Below are 19,232 nucleotides of genomic sequence, written 5' to 3'. Positions count from 1 at the left end.
CGGCATGGGAGCAGCATGGCACTAGACCTCTACCAGCGTTTGGGGCTGAAGCGCGGCGCCAGCGAGGCGGAGATCAAGAAGGCTTACCGGAACCTCGCCAAGCAGCTTCACCCCGACCGCAACAAAGATAATCCCGACGCCGCCAAGCGGTTTGGCGAAGTGACCGCCGCCTACGACCTGCTGTCCGACAAGGATAAACGCGCGCGCTACGATCGGGGCGAAATCGACGAGGACGGCAATCCCAAGATGCCGTTCGGCGGCGGCTTCGGCGGCTATTCCCCGGGTGGCGGACAGCGGCCCGGGGCGGCGCCTGAAGGGTTCGAGAATTTCAACTTCGGCGGTGCCGAGACCGCAGACCTCAGTGACCTCTTCGAGGGCCTGTTCGGCGGCGGCGGCGGCGCTGGTGGACGAAGCCGCGGCGGACCGTTCAGCGGGTTCCGGCAGCGCGCGCAGCCGCCGCAAAAGGGCGCCGACATCGCTTATCGCCTGCGCGTGCCGTTCGAGGATGCCGTGGCCCTCAAGCCGCAGCGGATCACGCTCGGCGACGGCAAGACGATCGACCTGAAGCTTCCGCAGGGGCTGGAGGACGGCACCAAGATCCGGCTGTCGGGCAAAGGGCAGGACGGGCCCGGCGGACGCGGCGACGCAATCGTCACGATCGAAATTGCGCCTCACCGCTTCTTCACCCGCGACGGAACCAACATTCGCCTGAACTTGCCCGTGACTCTCAAGGAAGCCGTGCTCGGCGCCAAGGTGAAGGTGCCGACGCCCGAAGGTCCGGTGATGCTGACCGTTCCCAAAGGCACCAGTTCCGGCAAGGTCCTCCGCCTTAAAGGCCGCGGCTTCACGGCCAAGGATGGCAAGCGCGGCGACCAGTTGGTTAGCCTCGAAATTGAGCTGCCGGCCGACGACGCCGAGCTTCAGCGTTTTGCCGAGAACTGGAACGGCGGCGGCAACCCGCGAGCATCGCTTGGGGTTTAGCCCTTCCGCTGATGACAGGTCCGTCTCCCCAATCTCCTGAAGCCAGGCGCAAAAGGCTCGCCAGCGTTCGCGCGGCGTTCGGCGCGGAAGTCGAGGAGAAGCTCAAGCCGCGGCTCACGGCGTGGGAAGTGGTGAAGCGGGTCTCGATCGGCGTCTACAACGACGGGTTCATCCACGCGGGGAATCTCGCTTATCTGTCGATCCTAGCGCTTTTCCCCTTCTTCATCCTCGCGGCGGCGATCGCCCACCTGTTTGGTCAAAGCCAGGACGCGCAGCTGACCGTCGCCAACATCCTCATGCGCCTGCCGCGGGGCGTCGCCGAGACACTCCGCGAACCAATCACCGAAGTGCTCGACGCGCGCACCGGTCCGCTCCTGTGGTTCGGTGCGCTGGTCGGACTCTGGACGGCGGCGAGCTTCATCGAAACCATCCGCGACATCCTGCGGCGCGCGTTCGGCGTCAAATTCTCGGCTCCCTTCTGGGAATATCGGCTTGCGTCGATGCTGATCATCCTCGCCGCGGTCGTGCTGTTGATGATCGCTTTCGCGGCAAGCCTGGCGCTCAGCTCGATCCATCATGTGATCATCGTCAAATTCCCGCTCGCACAGGACGTCGGCCACAGCCTGGGACTTTACCGGCTGGTCCCGGCGCTGACGCTCTTCTTCACCTTCTACGTGCTGTTTCTGGCGCTCACCCCGAAGCGCTACCGCAGGCGCGGATGCCGGAAATGGCCAGGCGCGCTGTTCGTGACCTTGTGGTGGATCGGAACCGTCGAGCTGCTGCCGGCCGCGATCGGTCTCGTCGGCGGCTACAGCCTGACCTATGGCAGCCTCGCGGGCGTGATGATCGCCTTGCTGTTCTTCTTCATCGTCGGGCTGGGCGTCGTCATCGGCGCGGAGTTGAACGCGGCGCTAGCCGAAAGCGGCGCCACGGCGCTAAAGGGCGAAATCTACACCGGCCCGTACAGCGACCAGCTCGAGGTCGAAGAGCCGCAGCCGGGTGAAGATGTGCAGGCCGAGCCGCAAAGAGAGGGACCGCAACTTTGAGCCAGTTGATGGAAGGCAAGCGTGGGCTGATCATGGGCCTGGCGAACGACCGATCGCTCGCCTGGGGTATTGCGCGGGCGCTCGCCGGCCAGGGTGCCGAACTCGCATTCTCCTACCAGGGCGAAGCGCTGGAAAAGCGGGTGCGGCCGCTCGCTTCGGAGCTTGGCTCCGATTTCCTGATCGATTGCGACGTCAGCAGCATGGACGCGCTCGACAAGGCGTTCGACGAAATCCGCGACCGTTGGGGCAGGCTCGACTTCGTCGTCCATGCAATCGGCTTTTCCGACAAGAATGAGCTGCGCGGGAAGTTCGTCGACACGTCGATGGACAATTTCCTGATGAGCATGAACATCTCGGTCTACAGCTTCGTCGCGGTCGCGCAGCGCGCACGCAAGCTGATGGCCGACGGCGGCTCGATCCTGACGCTGACCTACTACGGCGCCGAAAAGGTGATCCCGCACTACAATGTGATGGGCGTCGCCAAGGCGGGCCTGGAGGCGAGCGTCAAATATCTGGCCATGGACCTCGGCCCCGAGAACATCCGCGTCAACGCGATCTCTGCCGGCCCGATCAAAACTCTGGCGGCGAGCGGCATCGGCGACTTCCGCTACATCATGAAGTGGAACGAGTTTAACTCACCGCTCCGCCGCAATGTCACGATCGAGGATGTCGGCGGTGCCGGGCTCTACCTGCTGAGCGATCTCGCCAGCGGAGTCACGGGCGAGATCCACCACGTCGACGCCGGCTACAATGTCGTCGGCATGAAAGCCGAAGACGCGCCCGACATCGCAACCGTGTGACCGCTGGAGCACCGCCCACCACGCCTTACTGGAGCGGCACGATCGAGATCGTCGACGCTCCGAGCCAAGACCTTCGCCAAGCAATCCTCAGCGGCCTCATAGAATTCAACTCGGACAATGCGGCGCCGGCGGTCGCTCGGCCGCTTTGCATCGCCCTCCGCGACCAAGCCGGCGCCTGCCTGGGCGGCCTGTGGGGCAACACGCTTTATGACTGGCTGGCCATCGAGCTCCTGTTCGTGCCGGATGCACATCGCCGGCACGGCCTCGGCGCCCGCCTCCTAAGCCGCGCGGAGGAAGAGTCGCGGGCGCGGGGCTGCATCGGCGCGTGGCTAGACACCTTCAGCTTCCAGGCGCGAGGCTTTTACGAGCGGCTCGGGTATTCAATTGCCGGGCAGATTCCCGACCACCCGCTCGGCGGTGCCCGCTATTTCCTGATGAAGCGCTGGGCCGCCTAGCCGATCTGCTGCCAGCGGTTGGCGGCGATGCGCTGCTCACCCCAGCGGAACCCATTCGAGATCGCCTCCGGGCTGTCGGCGAACACCCGAATCGACAGGACGCTGCCATAGCCGCCGCGCTGGCGCGGGTTGACCCAGCTGCCCGCGCTGCCGTCCCAGACCTTCAGCTCGCCGGTGCCGACCAGCACCGCGGTTGCCTCATGGTAGATGTGCTCGCCATCGAGCCAGTGGCAGGAAACCTCTTCGGCTTCCCAGCTGCCGCGCCACTGGTCCGTCGCCTCCTTGCTGTACTTCTGCACGAGCTGGGCGGGGAACGCGGCCAGGCCGCGCGCGGCGAACACTTCGAGTGCGAGCGCGGCGTGCGCCCCGCAGTCGATCGTATCGCGCTCGACGACGTCGCACCAATGCATCGGCCAGGGCGACGGGCCCCACTTATACTTCTCGCGCAACCAGCGCGGGCCGCTTTCGACCGACGCGCCGTTCAGCTGCGCGAAGTCCATCGCGACCACCCACTGACGCGCCATTTCGCAGCAGCGATCACCGTGATGCGACAAGCGGCTGTACGGGAACTCCTCCCAACGGTCGCTCGGGGCGCCCGGGGCTACGACCTCCGCCGCCTGGTCCTTCGCGGCGGACTCAACCTCTACCAAATACATAAGACATGCTCCTGTCGTAGCCGCCGGCATCGCAGAAAATGAGAACGTCGCCGGCGCGCGTGCCTTCGGGCAGAGCGACGTTGGTGGCTACGATGTCATGCTCCATGCAGAGCCGGCCCATGAGATGCGTCTTGCCGCGCCCGAGCGGCTGCAGCGCACCGGATTCCCCGCACTGCCGCAAGATCCGGTGCGGCTGGAAAGCGTACATCGGCAGCTCCGCGATCGATCCGTCGACAACCGCTTCGATCGAATCATCCTCGTGTTCCTGAATTTCTAAAATCCGCATGGCGAGTGCCATCGAGGGCTGCGCCATGGCTTTGCCCGGCTCCGACACGATCTGCGTGACGCGCGGCAGCACCGCTTTCACGCGTTCGACAGCGCGAACGAACCTGCTTTCGTCGCTCGAGTGCCAATCGTCGGGGAACCAGCCGCCGCCCATGTCGAGGATTTCGATCGTCCTGCCCGTGAGCTGTTCGATCGCACGGCACCATTTGAGCATCGATTCGAACAGGTGCCACCATTGCGCGACGCCGATGTTCGAGCTGGCCATGTGGAAATGGACGCCGAACGCGACGTGCGCCGGGAGGCGCTCGACAGCTTCCACAAGCGCGCGGAACGTGCCCGGGCTGTCGAGCGGGATGCCAAAGCGGGACACCACATTAGGGGTCCTGATGCGAATGCCGACGTGGCGCGAGTCCATCTCGCCCGTTGCAAGAGCGTCGACACAGCGGTCGAGGTCCGCAACGCTGTCGCAGAAGACGGCGTGGAGCCGCTCCTTGGGCATCATCCCCTCCGGCCACCATTTCCCGGGGCCGTTGAGGATCACCTGGTCGGGGCGGAAGCCGACCTTCAGCGCCTTTTGCACCTCAAGCAGGCTGATCGCTTCGGCGAGGAAGCCGTTTTCCAGCGCCAGGCCGATGAGCCGCTCGTCGGGGTTCGTCTTGATCGAATAGCCGCTGACCACCTGCACTTCATTGGTGCTGAGCCGGTGCGCCCGCTCGCCGGCACGCCTGAACAGCTGTTCCGCAGTCGAACCCATGTAGAGGAATTCCGGCGTCTGCAGGCGCTCGAGGTCGTAGGCGGCGATGTCGTCCAGGAAGGTCTCGGGCACCTGAGGGATGCCGTCGGCGACCGCTTCCTCCTCCGCGATCCCGATCAGTTCGGCGTCTGCCTTGTGCAGTCGCTCCGCGAGCGACGTCAGACCAGACGGATGCTTCATCGAATGGCCAATGGCGCCCGCGAAGGGCTCTGGCAGCGCCGGCAGCGGGAATTCGTCTCGCACGGGCACTTCGAGCACCACCCGGGTGAACTCGCTGGCGAGCGGCTTGGCCCTGCGCGCGTTCACGCCGGCGGCGGCCTGGACCAGCAGCGCCGGCAGGTTGTGCCCCGCGATCGTCGCGCCATGCACCCAGGCGGGGAAGCGCGGGTTCATCTCGAGCAGCCAGCGCTGGCCGGCCGCATCGCGGACCATCTCGAGCTCGCCGCCGCCGGTCCAGTTCAGGTCCCGCACCATCTCGCGCAGCGGTTCTTCGAACTTCGGGTCCACAGGCGAGACGTCCCCGGCCCAGGTTTTGCCTTCGGGCGTGATGTCGCGCTTGCGCATGCTGACGCAGCCGAGCAGCTCGCCCTGGTAAGCGGCGAGCATCACCGACTCTTCGTAACCGCTGACGTGCGCCTGGAGGAACAGGCGATCGGTCGACCAGACTTTGGTCAGCGCGTCGCGCGCCGCGATGAACCTGTCCCAGGTCGGCGTGCGCGCCGCGTCATAATAAGGCCCCTTGAGCCACACGCGCCAATTGTGGGCGCGGCAGAAGGCGTGGAGCTCCCAATCTGGGAGGTCGGTCGAAATGAAGGTCGGCACCTCGACCGGGAGCTTGTCGGCGGCCTCCACGCTGGGTTTGGTAATCCGCTTGAATGCGCCGTTCGGCGGGGCAAGCAGGTTGCGGTGTCCGTCGGGGAAGATGCTGGCCAGCCACATCGCTTCGAGGTCGCTGCCGGAAATCCAAAGCCCACCCTCGTCGAGCACGCCGCGGACCTGCGCGCCGTACGCATCGAGATCGAGCTCGCTCCACGGGCGCTGAATCCATAGCTCGTCGAGATCCTCCCAATGGATGCCCGAGACCCGGTTCGAATATTCGACGCCGACGATTGTCGCGAACGGGAAGCCCTGCCGGACGGACCGGACGATACCCACTCCCGGCTGGGGGTTCCCGCCGGAATATAGCCCGCTCACATATACTTTCATGCCACTCCGATCCGAGGGATCGGCGCCAAGGCTTCGACCCATTTGTTGTCAGGAAAAGGACTTCTGTGGTTAAGCGGAGGTGTCGCGCCCCGGCGGCACTGACGTGCTTAACCTAGGTTAAATCATTGGGATTATTAATTAAAAGAACCCCCATCGGCGTAGCTGGTTCCACTGAGCTGCTGCAGCTGTGAGCGGCGGCGCGATTTATCCGTCGTACAAGGACCTCGACGCGTTCCTCGATGTCGCGCGGCTGCGCGGGCTCGACCACTACATCCGCGAGCGGCTCGAACGGCGCGTCGCGGCCGAGGAGGACCTGCATTTCTATACCGGGCCGTTCACACTTGAGGCGGACGCACCAACGCTGCCCGGCTCGCGCATGGTTTATTTGTCGCGATCGGACGGGCCGGATAATTATTACGAGCTAGACCGGCCGGACCTTTGGAGCGCGAGCGAGGAAGCGCGAGGATTCGCGGAACTGATGGACTTCATCGCCACGCTGCCGTTCCAGGCGACCGGGCGCATGCTGATCATGTACGATCCCGAAGGTCGCGCGGTCACCCCGCACCGCGACCACGACAGCATCGACCTCTGCCACGAATTCATCTGGCTGCGCACGAATCTGGCCAAGCCATTCTACATGCTTGACCCGGTGACGGGCGAGAAGCTTTACGTCGCCGGGCACTCGGCGTGGTTCGATACCGTGAACCAATATCATGGCGGAGATGCGACCGGCGAGCTGGCGTGGAGCATCCGCGTCGACGGGCACTTCACCGACGATTTCCGCGCGCTGATGCCCTCGGCATCTGGACATGAATCGAGCCGCGCCGCCCTGTGGGCAACGTCTGGCTAGCATGCGTGGCGGGCGATCCCGAGCCGAAACCCGGGAACAGGCCCTGTCGCATTCATCGGTACCGGATCAATGCGAACTTGCGGCCGATCAGCCGGCGAATGGATCCCGAACGAGAATGGTGTCGTCGCGCTCCGGCGAGGTGCTGACCAACGCGACCGGACAGCGGATCAGTTCCTCGATGCGGCGGACGTATTTGATTGCCCGCGCCGGCAGGTCGGCCCAGCTGCGCGCGCCCTCGGTCGATTCGCACCAGCCCTTTATCTCTTCGTAGATCGGCTCGACCCGGGCCTGATCGGCGGCGTGCGCCGGCAGATAGTCGATCTCCGCCCCGTCCAAGCGGTATCCGGTGCAAACTTTCACCGTTTCCACCGTGTCGAGCACATCGAGCTTGGTGAGCGCGATGCCGGTAACGCCGCCGACTGCAACGGCCTGGCGGACCAGCACGGCATCGAACCAGCCGCAGCGGCGCTTGCGTCCCGTCACGGTTCCGAACTCGCGTCCCCGCTCTCCCAGCGTCTGGCCGATGTCATTGTCCTGCTCGGTCGGGAAGGGGCCCGAGCCGACGCGGGTGGTGTAAGCCTTGGTGATGCCGAGGACGAACCCCGCCGCGGACGGTCCGGTGCCGCTACCCGACGCCACGGTGCCGGACACGCTGTTGGACGAAGTGACGAACGGATAGGTGCCGTGGTCGACGTCTAGCAGCACGCCCTGAGCGCCTTCGAACAGGATCCGCTTGCCGGCGCCGCGCGCCTCGTCGAGCGCACGCCAGACCGGCTTCGCAAACGGCAGCACGAACTCGGCGATGTCGGCCAGGTCGCCGCGAAGGCGTTCGCGGTCGACCGGCGGCTCGCTGAACCCGGCACGAAGCGCATCGTGGTGGGCGCACAGGCGGTCGAGCATCGGGTCGAGCTGGTCCAAGTGCGCAAGGTCGCACAGGCGGATCGCGCGGCGGCCGACCTTATCCTCGTAAGCGGGGCCGATGCCGCGGCGGGTCGTGCCGATCTTGCCGGCGCCGCTAGCGTCTTCCCGCAAGGCATCGAGATCGCGGTGGATTGGCAGGATCAGCGGGCAATTGTCGGCGATCATCAACAGGTCGGGCGTGATGGTCACCCCCTGCTCGGACAAGCGCTCGATCTCTGCCTTCAGCGCCCATGGGTCGAGGACGACGCCATTGCCGATGATAGACGGTGTGCCGGTGACGATCCCGCTCGGAAGCAGCGACAGCTTGTAGGTCTTGCCCTGCACGACGAGCGTGTGCCCGGCATTGTGGCCGCCCTGAAAGCGAACGACCATGTCCGCCCGGCTAGCGAGCCAATCGACGATCTTGCCCTTGCCTTCGTCGCCCCATTGGGCGCCGATGACGGTGACGTTTGCCACGATGATATCCTTGCTGTGAGCGGCCTCGCGGCTGTTACGGGCCAAGCCGCCACGCGTCTAGGCCGAGCCACGATCGTTCAAGTTTCGACCACCGCTCGCACCCAGGTGGATCGCCGAAGGGTGCCTTCCGAACGGAAGGCGCCCTTTTCTTTGACCTCCGCGGGAACGCGCGGAGCCGCGCGCCCGTTCGCAGGCCCATGAAGCCGATGACCGAAGAGCATCTGGCGATCTTTCGCCGCCACATGGTCGAGATCGTCGACATGCATTTCGACCTTGCCAGCGACGAGTTGGGCATGAGCGAGTTGGGCGTGCAGTTGCGACGCGCGCTGAGTGAAGTTCCGCGCCACCTGTTCGTGCCGCAGGAGCTGATCCTCGCTGCTTATCAGGACACGCCGCTTCCGATCGGCTTCGACAAGACGATCTCGCAGCCGTTCATCGGCGCGGTGATGATCGAATTGCTCGACATCGAGGAGGGCAGCCGAGTGCTCGAGATCGGCACGGGTTACGGCTACCAGGCTGCCGTCATGGCCGAGATGGGCGCGCTGGTGTGGAGCGTCGAAGTGGTGGAGGAATTCGCCGAAGCGGCCCAAGCGCGGTTCGCCGCGCTTGGATATCCGGTGCAGGTGCGGGTCGGCGACGGCTCACGCGGCTGGGCCGAGCATGCGCCGTTCGACCTCATCCTCGTGACCGCCGCTGCCGCCGAACCTCCGACCGCACTGGTCGATCAACTGGCGAACGGCGGGCGTATGGTGATCCCGCTCGGCGGCGCCGACATGCAGCAGCTCAGCGTCGTTGAGAAAGCCGCAGATGGCAGCGTGTCGATGCGCGCGGTCATGCCCGTCCGGTTCACGCGTCTTGAGGAAGATGCCTAGCCGCCGAGGCGGGCATGGATGTCATGCCAGTCGCTTAGGTCGTTCCCGAGATCCGCGATTGCGCGCCACATGTCGAGCGCCTCGTCAAAGCCTTGCCATGGTCCCGCTGTTGCTTCGCCGAACGGCCCCGACGAGCCGCCGCGAAATCGCCAATCCGGCTCCGGCTGGTGGCGCACGAGCGCTTCAGCCTTGGAGATCGGCAGGCGCGCAAGCTGCGGCAGCTTCGCCTTGAGCCTCAGGAGCGCCGGCGACGGCTGACGAAACGATCGTTGAGAGATCAGCTTGAAGTCGCAATAGCCGTTGTCGCGGAGCAACCGGAGCTGCTCGTCACCGTCGATCAGCTCGACTGACACATAGCGCGCCCGCGTGTTTTCGGAGAAGGCGGCGAGGCAGAGATCGTCGTTCCCTTCGATGTCGATCTTGCAATAGGCGGCGCGACCGAACTCCTGGAGGATCGAAGCGAAGGTGCGGGTCTCGACTTGAACTTCGTGGTGGCCGCAGCCGTTGCGGGCGGCGATGTCTCGGTCGAAACTGCTCCAGGGCGGATGATCGTCGCACACCCAGAAAGGCGCTTGGCCAGTCTCCGAAGCTATTGCGACGGCGAGCAGCACGTACCGTCCATCGACGATTTCCGCCGCAAATCGCGAGCGCAGTTTTTCAACGGCTACGGGGCTCGCTTCGACGCCGACGACGCGAAAGCCCTTGTGCAGATAGTATGCGCTGTCGTCGCCGTTCTCGACCCCGACATCGTAGATCAGCTCCATCGCTCAGAAGCTGAGCGGCACGACTTCGAGCACGCCGGGCAGCTCGCGCAGCTGCCGCGCAATTTCTGAGGTGATCGGATCGTCGACAGCAACCAGGGCAATGGCCTCGCCCTTTTCCTTGCGGCGGCCGAGGTTGAACGTCGCGATGTTGATTCCGTTCTCGCCGAGCTGGGTACCGAGAGCGCCGATGAAGCCGGGTGCGTCGGTGTTGACGATGTAGATCATCTGGCCGGCAAGTTCCGCTTCGACGGGCACGTCGAAAATCTTGACGAGACGTGGCGCGCGGTTCCCGAAGAGCGTGCCTTCGACGCGCCGCTTGCCGCCGGGCGTGCCGACCGCGACCGCGACGAGCGTGTGATAGTCGCCTTCGCGGTCGTGGCGGATCTCGCGCAGGTCGAGCCCGCGCTCCTTCGCCAGCACGGGCGCGTTCACCATGTTCACGCTTTGCGAATAGGTGCCCATCAGCCCGGCGAGCACCGCGCCGGTAATCGGCTTGATGTTGAGCTCCGCAGCCGCGCCTTCGACCTCGACATCCACCGAGCGCACGTCCTCGCCGACGATCTGGCCGACCAGCCGCCCGAGCTTTTCTGCCAAGGCCATGTAGGGCCTGAGCCGCGGTGCTTCCTCGGCGGACAGGGACGGCATGTTGATCGCATTGCTGACACCGCCAAGAAGCAGGAAGTCGCTCATCTGCTCGGCGACCTGGATGGCGACATTGACCTGCGCTTCGCTGGTCGACGCGCCGAGGTGAGGCGTCGAAATGAAGCCGGGCGTTCCGAACAGAGGCGAGTCCTTGGCGGGCTCGCTTTCGAATACGTCCAGCGCAGCGCCGGCGACATGGCCGCTGTCGAGCATGTCCTTTAACGCCGCCTCGTCGATCAGCCCGCCGCGCGCACAATTGACGATTCGGACGCCCTTCTTGGCCTTGGCGAGATTGTCGCGGCTCAAGATGTTGCGGGTCTGGTCGGTCAGCGGCGTGTGGAGGGTAATGAAGTCGGCGCGGGCGAGCAGTTCGTCCAGCTCAACCTTCTCAATGCCAAGCTCGACCGCGCGCTCCGGCGTCAGGAATGGATCGTAAGCGACAACCTTCATCCGGAGGCCGAGTGCGCGGCTAGCTACTATCGAACCGATGTTACCGGCGCCGATCAGGCCGAGCGTCTTGCCGGTCACCTCGACGCCCATGAAGCGGTTCTTTTCCCACTTGCCCGCCTGGGTCGAAGCATCGGCTTCGGGCAGCTGGCGGGCGAGTGCGAACATCAGTGCGATCGCATGCTCGGCGGTCGTGATCGAATTGCCGAACGGCGTGTTCATGACGACCACGCCGCGCGCGGTGGCGGCGGGAATGTCGACATTGTCGACACCTATGCCGGCGCGGCCGACGACCTTCAGCCGGTCGCCGGCGTCGAGGATCGCCTTGGTGACTTTCGTCGCCGACCGGATGGCCAGCCCGTCATAGTCGCCGATGATCGAGGCCAGTTCGTCGGGAGCCAAGCCCGGCCTCTCGTCGACCTCGATCCCGCGGTCGCGGAAGATTGCGGCGGCTTTCGGATCCATCTTGTCGGAAATCAGGACGCGCACGCTCATGCGGTCTTCTCCCACGCATAATTGAGCCAGGGCCCGAGTGCCTCGATATCCGCCGTCTCGACGGTTGCGCCGCACCAGATGCGCAGCCCCGGCGGAGCGTCGCGATAAGCGCCGATGTCGTAGGCGGCATCTTCCTGCTCGAGGAGCTTGGCGACCGCTTTCTGGCGGGCGCGGTTCGCCTCCTCGTCCGAACGGTCGGCGAATTGCAGGCAGACGGAGGTATTCGAGCGGATTGCCTGGTCCGCCGCCAAGTTTTCGATCCAGCCGGCCGACGCGACCCACTGCTGCAGTGCAGCAGCGTTGGCGTCCGCGCGCGCGATCAACGCGTCGAGGCCGCCGATCCGCTCGGCCCAGTCGAGCGCGAACAGCCAATCTTCGACCGCAAGCATCGAGGGCGTGTTGATCGTCTCGCCTTTGAAGACGCCGTCGATCAGCTTGCCGCCTTTCGTCAGGCGGAAGATCTTGGGGAGCGGGCGCGGCGCGGGTTCGCTTTCCAGCCGCTCGACCGCGCGGGGGCTGAGGACCAGCATGCCATGGGCGGCCTCCCCGCCGAGAGCCTTCTGCCAGCTGAAGGTGCCGACATCGATCTTCTTCCAGTCGATGTCCTGCGCAAAGGCCGCCGACGTCCCGTCGCAGATCGTCAGGCCGGTGCGGTCCGCAGCGATCCAGTCCGCATTCGGCACCCGCACTCCGCTCGTGGTTCCGTTCCAGGTGAAGACGATGTCGCTGCCCGCGTCGATGCCGCCGAGGTCGGGGAGCTCGCCGTAAGCGGCGGTGCGCACGTCCGCGTCGAGTTTCAGCTGCTTGGCGACGTCGGTGACCCAGCCGGCGCCGAAGCTTTCCCACGCCAGCATGGTGACGGGGCGCGTGCCGAGCAGCGACCACAAGGCCATCTCGACCGCGCCGGTGTCGGACGCGGGAACGATCCCGAGCCGGTAGTCGGCGGGAAGGCGCAGCAGTGCGTGCGTGCGGTCGATCGCGTCCTGGAGCTTCGCCTTGCCGATCGCGCCGCGATGCGAGCGGCCGAGTGCCGACGTGTCCAGAAGTTCTGCGCTCCAGCCCGGCGGCTTCGCGCAGGGGCCGGACGAGAAGTACGGGCGACTGGGTTTGGTAGGAGGTTTGTCCGCGCGCACCTGTGGCGTCGCGGCAGTTGCGTCAGTCAATGTCACTCTCCTCACAGAGAGCTCGCGCCGCGTTGGGACGGCGTGGCCCGAAGCCGGGTGTAACGACTGTTCGGGCTGTGGCAACAGCTCGAGGACAAGAATCAATTCGCCGGGCCGGACTGGCCGATGTTGCACTGCACAACAGGTTGATTTTCTTCGAATCCTTATTCGTTGCCCTCATTTCAACGGTTCATCGCGGCATCATTGCAGTTCATCCCGCTTCAGGCGGGTCGCGGTTGAATTCATTAACCAACCAGAAGCAGTGTCAGTCCTGCCGATGCGCGATGGGCAATGCGTGCATTCGGCTTCGGGGCTGGGGAGCTCCTTGGATTGGTGAAACAGCGCCGCCCTTCGGGACGGATGTGACGATTTTTGGAGCGGGAACGCATGACGCAAGCACTGGCCGGAGCGACGACGGGATTGTTCCGCGACCGCGACTTCTTCATCCATGATGGGAAGAAGCTCCGCCGTTTCCGCGTCACCGCCTCGGCCCAGGGCGTCTTGTTCGCGCTTCTGTTCGCGGTCCTTGCCTGGGCCAGCTACGCGACCGTCAGCCTCCTCAACCGTCCCCAGCAGACATTGGCCGCCGCGGTTGTCATGCCGGCCAAGGGCTATTCGGCCGAAGTCGCCCAGCTCGCCGCCGAGACAGAGCGCCGCGTGCAAGCGATCGAGCAGCGCCAGCTTGCGCTCGCCGCCGCGCTTGAAGACGTGAACGTCGACGCTGCCTCGCTGCGCAAGCTCGGCTTCTACCCGGCCAAGGGCGCGACCGGCGCCGTCGGGGGCCCGTTCGAGAGCGTCGGCAACCCGACCTTCAAGGCGCTGTTCAACAGCTGGAAAAAGCTCGACCAGCTTCAGAACGACGTCATTGCGATCCCGTCCGACAAGCCGGTCCGCACCGCCGCCTTCACCAGCTCGTTCGGCGTCCGCTCCGACCCCTTCAAGGGCAGCGCCGCCATGCACCCGGGCATCGATCTCGCCGGTCCGCTCGGCACCCCGATCTACGCGACCGCCGACGGGAAGGTTCTGCGCTCTGGCTGGAACAGCGGCGGCTACGGCAATCTTGTCGAAATCGAGCACGGCCGCGGCATTACGACCCGTTTCGGACACCTTTCCGCGATCCTTGTCCGCCCGGGCGACAAGATCACCCGCGGCCAGCTGATCGGCCGCATGGGCTCGACCGGCCGTTCGACCGGCAGCCACCTCCACTATGAAGTCCGGATCGACGGCCGCGCGGTCAACCCGATCCCCTTCATGAAGTCGACCGACTATGTCCTCGCCATGCAGAAGCGCCAGGGCTCGCCGTCGATGGATGCGGTTGCGCTCGGCGGACCGAAGGGCCAGCAGTAAGCCGGTTGCCGCTTAGCGCGGCACTTCCTATCTCGCTCTCGTGAGCCACGTCACCCTGACAGAAAGTGCGGCCAAGCGGGTCGCATGGATTGCCGAGCGGCAGTCCAAGCCGGCGATCCTGCGCCTTGCGGTGGACGGCGGCGGCTGCGCGGGCTTCACCTACAAGTTCGAGCTTGCCGACCAGGCCGGCGACGATGACTCGGTGGCGGAGACCGCCGGCGTCAAGCTGGTCGTCGATCCGGTGAGCCTCGACCTGGTGCGCGGCTCGGCGGTAGATTTCGTCGAAGACCTTGGCGGTGCGGCATTCAAGGTGCTCAATCCCAACGCCCAGTCCGGCTGCGGCTGCGGCAGCAGCTTTTCCGTCTAGCCTGCAGCGGGTAGGGCGGGCGCGATGAAGCTCGCCACCTACAATCTCAACGGCATTCGCGCGCGCCTTCCGCGGCTGATCGAATGGCTCGACCGTGAAAAGCCGGACGTCGCCTGCCTCCAGGAACTCAAATGCGCCGACGAATCGCTGCCGATCGCCGATATCGAAGCGGCCGGATATGGCGCCGTCTGGCATGGGCAGAAGGGCTTCAATGGCGTCGCGATCCTCGTGCGCGGCGACACGCCGCAGCTCCGCCGAGTTGGCTTGCCCGGCGATCCCGACGACACCCACAGCCGTTATATCGAGGCTGAGGTCGGCGACTTCATTGTCGGGTCGCTTTACCTGCCGAACGGCAATCCGATCGGCACCGAGAAGTTCACCTACAAGCTAAGCTGGATGGAGCGCCTCGAAGCGCACGCCGCCGAGCTGCTGAAGGACGAACGTCCAACGGTGCTATGCGGGGACTGGAACGTCGTTCCCGAAGACCGCGACGTGTTTTCGATCCGGGCCACCGCCAATGATGCGGTATGCCGGCCAGAGACGCGCCAGCTGTGGCGACGGATCATGCACCAGGGCTGGACCGATGCCCTCCGTTCGCTGCACCCGAATGAGGACAAGCTCTACACGTTCTGGGATTATACGGCCGGCTGCTGGCAGCGGGATCTCGGTTTCCGCCTCGATCACCTGCTTTGCTCGCCCGAAGCGGCCGATCGCCTGGCGGGCGCCGGTGTCGACAGGTGGGCCCGGGGAGAAGAGAAGGCGTCCGACCACGCGCCGACCTGGATCGAACTGAATTAAGACTCACCGCGCGTGTGCCGCTCAAGGTACAGATAAGCGGGGTTGAAGCGTGCGACATCCATCAGTCGATCAAGGTCGGGGATCGTCGCCAGCCCGCGTGCAAACTCGACTAGGCCCTTGCCGCGCAGTTGCTGAAGCGTGCGGTTGGCGTGAACAGGGGTGATTCCGACCATCTCGGCGAGTTGCTGTTGCGTGACGGGAAAATCAAAAGTTCCGCCGCGCACTAGGTCCACCAGATCGAAGCGGATGTACAATTCGCAAAAGACGTGGGCCATTCGGCTGAGCGCGTCGCGGCTGCCCAGCGAAACTTCCCATTCTCGGTTGATCGAGGCGTCGAGGTTCGTTCCGAACCAATAGACCCGCGTCAGATGCGGAAAGCGCTCCGTCATCTCCTGCAGATGTGCATGCGGCACAACCGCCAGGCTGCAGTCGCTGATCGCGACGACATCGTGGTCGAGATATTTCAGCGTAAAGCTATGCAGGTCGGTGAAGTCGCCCGGCACGTGCAGCTCGAGGATCTGGCTGGTGCCGTCGGGCATCGACTGAACTCGAGCAGCGATCCCCGAGATGAGGATGGTCGAATAGTTCACCCTTTGGCCCTCGCGCACCGCAGTCGATCCGGCGCGTACCTTCATGATCTCCCGAACGCCGCTGCGGATGAAGGCTTCCTCGGCGGCGCTGATCGTGTCGCGCGCGCGCAGCTTCATCAGGTGCTTGTCGATCACCACTTCAAGGCGCTCGCGCTGACATTCACGACGAAGCGCCGCCGCCGTTCTTCAATGGCGACCGTCAATTCGGCGGCAAACAGCGAGGCTCCGCCGACGACTTGTTCGACACCGATCTGCAGCGCGCCTTGCAGGGCGTCGCGGATGGCAAGAGCGTCATCGGCCGCCTCTGCGTTGGTCGACGTCTCGAACTCATCGTTGATTATTGTGATTGAATAGGTCGGCATGGCCGGGCAGCGCGCCGCGCACCGCAACGTTCCGCCCGCCAACATAGATCAGCCTCTGCTGCGCTCAAGGCGCTTTTCGTAGATCCGGTATCTGTGGTTGACCCGGGCGCTCGGCAGCTCCGCGATCGACAACATCCCTTTATTGTCTTCCAGGATCCAGCCGAACTCGCCTAGCTCGACCCCGAACTTACCGACGCAGTCGCGCCGGATATATTCGATCAGCATGAAGGCGAGCATGCTGGCCATGCGCGTCTGGTGAAGCCTTTTGGCGACCCCCATCAGCGGCACGCGCACGCGCTGGACGCGCGGATTGCGCAGGCGCCACAGCAGCTTCACGAAGTTGAACGGGAACAGCTTGCCGTTCAGGTCCTTGGTCAGTTCGTTGATGTCCGGGATGGTGATCATGAACGCGACAGGTTCGCCGTCGAGCTCGGCGATCCGCACCAGCTCCTCGTAGATGATCGGCTTCAGCTTCTTGCCGGCATAAGCGATCTCCGCGGGCGTTAGCGGCACATAACCCCAATTTTCGGACCAGGCGTCGTTGAGGATGTTGAGGATGATCCGCGCTTCCTCGTCGAACCGCGATTTGTCGACCTTGCGGATGCGGATGCGCGGATTGCGCTCGCCCATCGCGATCAGCCGGTCGATCTTGAGGTCGTTCCAGTGCGCGATGTCGACTTCGTAGGTCAGCAGGTCCTTGGCCTTGGAAAAACGAGCTGCCTCGATCCACCCCTGATATTCAGGACGATGATGGCCCATCATCGCGGCGGGATCCTGGCCGAACCCTTCGACCTCGAGCCCCGGCTCGTCCCAGATCGAGAGACTGATGGGTCCGAGCGCCCGCGTCATCCCTTGCGCCCGCAGCCAGTCTTCGGCGGTTCCGATCAGCGCCTTCGCGGCCTCTTCGTCGAGCGCCTCGAACATGCCCCATTGGCCGGTGCCGGCGCCCATATGCTCCTGGACCAGATCGTCGACCTGGGCACTGATCCGCCCGACCGTCTCGCCGCCGCGTTCCGCAAGCCATAGCTGGGCCCGCGCATGTTCGAACCATGGGTTCTTGCCGGGCGTGATCAGTCCGTGGACCTCGTCCTTCAGCGGCGGAACCCAGTGCGGATCGTCCTTGTAGACCTTCCACGCCAAGTCGACGAACGCCTGCCGGTCCTTCTTGCTTTCGACCGGACGGATCGCGACAGGGCTGCTGCTCATGCGCAAGGGCTAGCGGCTGATGCGGACGAGCGCCAGCTACGGTGCTTTCCCTATCCATTGAAGCGCCACGATGGGGCCATTATCTGCGTGTAACCCCAGACAATCGCAGAGCTTATGACCCAGACCGCGACTCTCGAGCGCAGCATCCCGGCTGCCGCCGCCAAGCACGCGCCCGTCCGTCCGAAGGATGACGCGGCGATGCTGAAGGCGGCTGCGAACCTGACGCGCGACCTCAACGTGCCGAAGGCGGCCATCTACTGGACCGACATGCTCGGTTCGGCGCTGCTCGGCTATGCGGGGCTGTTCGCGGCGATGCTGGTGCAGCCGACCTGGCTGGCCGTTGCGGCTGCTGTTGTGGCGGTGCTCGCCCTCTACCGTGCCGGTTCGTTCATCCATGAGCTGACGCACATCAAGAAGGGCGCGGTGAAGGGCTTTCGGTTCACCTGGAACCTAGTCGTCGGCGTCCCCCTGCTTGTCCCGAGCTTCCTTTATGAAGGCGTCCACAATCAGCACCACGCGAAGCGCTATTATGGGACCGTCGACGATCCCGAATATCTGCCGCTTGCGCTGATGCAGCCCTGGACCCTGCCGGTGTTCCTGATCGCCGCGGCGCTTGCGCCGGTCGGGATGCTGATCCGCTTCGGCATCCTGGCGCCGCTGTCGATGCTGTCGCCCAAGCTGCGGAGCATTGTCGTGGGCCGCTATTCCGGCCTGCAGATCAATCCCAAGTTCGTCCGGCCGAAGCCCGAAGGCGAGTTCGCGCGCGATTGGGCATGGCAGGAGGCTGCGTGCAGCATCTGGGCGATCGCGCTGCTGGCGATGGTTGCAACGGGCGTGGTCCCGCTCAAGGCGTTCCTCGTCTTCCTGGCGGTCGCGTCGGGCGTGATGTTCCTGAACCAGGTCCGCACCTTGGTCGCGCACTTGTGGGAGAATGACGGCGAGGCGATGAGCGTCACCGCTCAGTTCCTCGACAGCGTCAACGTGCCCCCGCCGGCGACGCTGCCGGCGCTGTGGGCGCCGGTCGGCCTGCGCTACCACGCGCTCCACCACCTGCTGCCTGGCCTGCCCTATCACAACCTCGGAGAGGCGCACCGCCGCCTGTGCCGCGAGCTGGAGCAAGGCTCGGTCTATCACGACAGCTCGCACCGTCACCTGTCGGCGCTGGTCGTGCGGCTGGGCCGCAGCACCTTGACGAAAGGCCGAATTTCCGCTTGAGGGCAGCGCGTCCGGCGGGCTGAACAGCTCGCCGTTGCTGTATAGGGGCAAAGCGCAGCCGCCCGAAGTGCTGCGTGGCCGGGCTTACCTGATACGGGGCCCAGACGAACGAAAGGAAGATCTCATGCGCCATCGTGTTGGCGGCCGTAAGCTTCAGCGCACCTCCAGCCACCGCGCGGCCCTGTTCCGGAACATGGCTGCCGCGCTCATCAAGCATGAGCAGATCACGACCACGGTTGCGAAGGCGAAGGAGCTTCGGCCCTATGTCGAGAAGCTGATCACGCTCGCAAAGCGTGGAGGCCTGTCGAACCGCCGCCTCGCCCAAGCGCGGCTGATGGACGACGCGCAGCTGGTGAAGCTGTTCGACGTGCTTGCCCCGCGCTACGCGAACCGCGACGGCGGCTATTGCCGCGTGATCAAGGCCGGCATCCGCATGTCGGACGCGGCGCCGATCGCGATCATCGAACTGGTTGACCGGGACGTGTCGGCGAAGGGCCAGGACAGCGGACCTGTGATGAACGAGGAAGAGTTCGAGGCCGCCTAAGCGCTGCCGA

The 19,232-nt window shown here is 65.0% G+C and carries 20 protein-coding genes; 11 read left to right on the top strand and 9 right to left on the bottom strand.

All coding sequences use genetic code 11. The features are described 5' to 3' along the window. Positions 1-15: 15 nt before the first annotated feature. Genes VIL42_02765 through VIL42_02750 form a run of 4 tightly spaced genes read left to right on the top strand, consistent with a single transcriptional unit; the run spans position 16 to position 3,282 of the window. Positions 16-981 carry a J domain-containing protein gene (locus VIL42_02765; GenBank protein HEY8591770.1) on the top strand — a complete coding sequence of 322 codons (966 nt, stop codon included), beginning with the start codon at positions 16-18 and terminating at the stop codon, positions 979-981. An 11-nt stretch (positions 982-992) separates the two neighbouring features. Continuing rightward, complete coding sequence (locus VIL42_02760; GenBank protein HEY8591769.1) at positions 993-2,027, top strand: YihY/virulence factor BrkB family protein; 1,035 nt, start codon at positions 993-995, stop codon at positions 2,025-2,027. Beyond that, positions 2,024-2,827 carry an enoyl-ACP reductase FabI gene (gene fabI / locus VIL42_02755; GenBank protein HEY8591768.1) on the top strand — a complete coding sequence of 268 codons (804 nt, stop codon included), beginning with the start codon at positions 2,024-2,026 and terminating at the stop codon, positions 2,825-2,827. Before VIL42_02760 ends, fabI begins: the two co-directional genes overlap by 4 nt. Beyond that, positions 2,824-3,282: a GNAT family N-acetyltransferase gene (locus VIL42_02750; protein HEY8591767.1), complete on the top strand. Its 459-nt coding sequence runs from the start codon at positions 2,824-2,826 to the stop codon at positions 3,280-3,282. The genes fabI and VIL42_02750 overlap by 4 nt, the downstream gene beginning before the upstream one ends. On the opposite strand, the gene VIL42_02745 is transcribed toward VIL42_02750, so the two are convergent. Then, a complete protein-coding gene (locus VIL42_02745; GenBank protein HEY8591766.1) occupies positions 3,279-3,938 on the bottom strand; it encodes a hypothetical protein in 660 nt (219 codons plus the stop codon). The genes VIL42_02750 and VIL42_02745 overlap by 4 nt on opposite strands. Then, positions 3,919-6,183 (bottom strand): ATP-grasp domain-containing protein, encoded by a 2,265-nt coding sequence (locus VIL42_02740; protein HEY8591765.1) that lies wholly within the window; start codon positions 6,181-6,183, stop codon positions 3,919-3,921. The genes VIL42_02745 and VIL42_02740 overlap by 20 nt, the downstream gene beginning before the upstream one ends. Positions 6,184-6,370: 187 nt before the next feature. Between VIL42_02740 and VIL42_02735 the strand changes: the two genes are divergently transcribed. Then, positions 6,371-7,033 carry a hypothetical protein gene (locus VIL42_02735; protein HEY8591764.1) on the top strand — a complete coding sequence of 221 codons (663 nt, stop codon included), beginning with the start codon at positions 6,371-6,373 and terminating at the stop codon, positions 7,031-7,033. 87 nt (positions 7,034-7,120) lie between these two features. Here VIL42_02735 and VIL42_02730 read toward each other — a convergent pair whose 3' ends face one another. Further along, a complete protein-coding gene (locus VIL42_02730) occupies positions 7,121-8,410 on the bottom strand; it encodes an adenylosuccinate synthase (protein ID HEY8591763.1) in 1,290 nt (429 codons plus the stop codon). A gap of 197 nt (positions 8,411-8,607) precedes the next feature. On the opposite strand from VIL42_02730, the gene VIL42_02725 reads away from it, so the two are divergent. Beyond that, positions 8,608-9,282 (top strand): protein-L-isoaspartate(D-aspartate) O-methyltransferase, encoded by a 675-nt coding sequence (locus tag VIL42_02725; GenBank protein HEY8591762.1) that lies wholly within the window; start codon positions 8,608-8,610, stop codon positions 9,280-9,282. Here VIL42_02725 and VIL42_02720 read toward each other — a convergent pair. Genes VIL42_02720 through VIL42_02710 form a run of 3 tightly spaced genes read right to left on the bottom strand, consistent with a single transcriptional unit; the run spans position 9,279 to position 12,793 of the window. Then, on the bottom strand, positions 9,279-10,046 hold the full coding sequence (locus VIL42_02720) for an FkbM family methyltransferase (protein ID HEY8591761.1): 768 nt from the start codon (positions 10,044-10,046) through the stop codon (positions 9,279-9,281). The two genes, VIL42_02725 and VIL42_02720, sit on opposite strands and share 4 nt — an antisense overlap. A 3-nt stretch (positions 10,047-10,049) precedes the next feature. Then, the gene (gene serA, locus VIL42_02715; protein ID HEY8591760.1) at positions 10,050-11,630 is read right to left on the bottom strand and encodes a phosphoglycerate dehydrogenase; all 1,581 of its coding nucleotides are present in this window, start codon (positions 11,628-11,630) and stop codon (positions 10,050-10,052) included. Continuing rightward, complete coding sequence (locus tag VIL42_02710; GenBank protein ID HEY8591759.1) at positions 11,627-12,793, bottom strand: phosphoserine transaminase; 1,167 nt, start codon at positions 12,791-12,793, stop codon at positions 11,627-11,629. The genes serA and VIL42_02710 overlap by 4 nt, the downstream gene beginning before the upstream one ends. Before the next feature lie 387 nt (positions 12,794-13,180). Between VIL42_02710 and VIL42_02705 the strand changes: the two genes are divergently transcribed. The 3 genes from VIL42_02705 to xth are packed head-to-tail and all read left to right on the top strand — an operon-like array spanning position 13,181 to position 15,305. After that, complete coding sequence (locus VIL42_02705; protein HEY8591758.1) at positions 13,181-14,140, top strand: M23 family metallopeptidase; 960 nt, start codon at positions 13,181-13,183, stop codon at positions 14,138-14,140. A 40-nt stretch (positions 14,141-14,180) separates the two neighbouring features. Further along, complete coding sequence (erpA, locus tag VIL42_02700) at positions 14,181-14,507, top strand: iron-sulfur cluster insertion protein ErpA (protein ID HEY8591757.1); 327 nt, start codon at positions 14,181-14,183, stop codon at positions 14,505-14,507. Positions 14,508-14,531: 24 nt separating this feature from the next. Further along, positions 14,532-15,305 carry an exodeoxyribonuclease III gene (xth, locus tag VIL42_02695; protein ID HEY8591756.1) on the top strand — a complete coding sequence of 258 codons (774 nt, stop codon included), beginning with the start codon at positions 14,532-14,534 and terminating at the stop codon, positions 15,303-15,305. Here the strand turns inward: xth and VIL42_02690 are convergent. The 3 genes from VIL42_02690 to VIL42_02680 are packed head-to-tail and all read right to left on the bottom strand — an operon-like array spanning position 15,302 to position 17,463. Then, complete coding sequence (locus tag VIL42_02690) at positions 15,302-16,033, bottom strand: Crp/Fnr family transcriptional regulator (protein ID HEY8591755.1); 732 nt, start codon at positions 16,031-16,033, stop codon at positions 15,302-15,304. The genes xth and VIL42_02690 overlap by 4 nt on opposite strands. After that, positions 16,027-16,257, bottom strand: coding sequence for a hypothetical protein (locus VIL42_02685; GenBank protein ID HEY8591754.1), 231 nt, complete (start codon positions 16,255-16,257; stop codon positions 16,027-16,029). Before VIL42_02685 ends, VIL42_02690 begins: the two co-directional genes overlap by 7 nt. Before the next feature lie 48 nt (positions 16,258-16,305). Continuing rightward, entirely contained in the window at positions 16,306-17,463 is a 1,158-nt protein-coding gene (locus tag VIL42_02680; GenBank protein ID HEY8591753.1) for an N-acetyltransferase, read from the bottom strand. 114 nt (positions 17,464-17,577) lie between these two features. On the opposite strand from VIL42_02680, the gene VIL42_02675 reads away from it, so the two are divergent. Continuing rightward, complete coding sequence (locus tag VIL42_02675) at positions 17,578-18,678, top strand: fatty acid desaturase (GenBank protein ID HEY8591752.1); 1,101 nt, start codon at positions 17,578-17,580, stop codon at positions 18,676-18,678. A 124-nt stretch (positions 18,679-18,802) separates the two neighbouring features. Then, the gene (gene rplQ / locus VIL42_02670; protein ID HEY8591751.1) at positions 18,803-19,222 is read left to right on the top strand and encodes a 50S ribosomal protein L17; all 420 of its coding nucleotides are present in this window, start codon (positions 18,803-18,805) and stop codon (positions 19,220-19,222) included. Positions 19,223-19,232: the final 10 nt, after the last annotated feature.

The sequence above is a fragment of the Sphingomicrobium sp. genome, assembly GCA_036563485.1.
Lineage (GTDB): Bacteria > Pseudomonadota > Alphaproteobacteria > Sphingomonadales > Sphingomonadaceae > Sphingomicrobium.
Note: the sequence above shows the minus strand (reverse complement) of the source record. Positions and strands in the feature narration are given on the sequence as shown.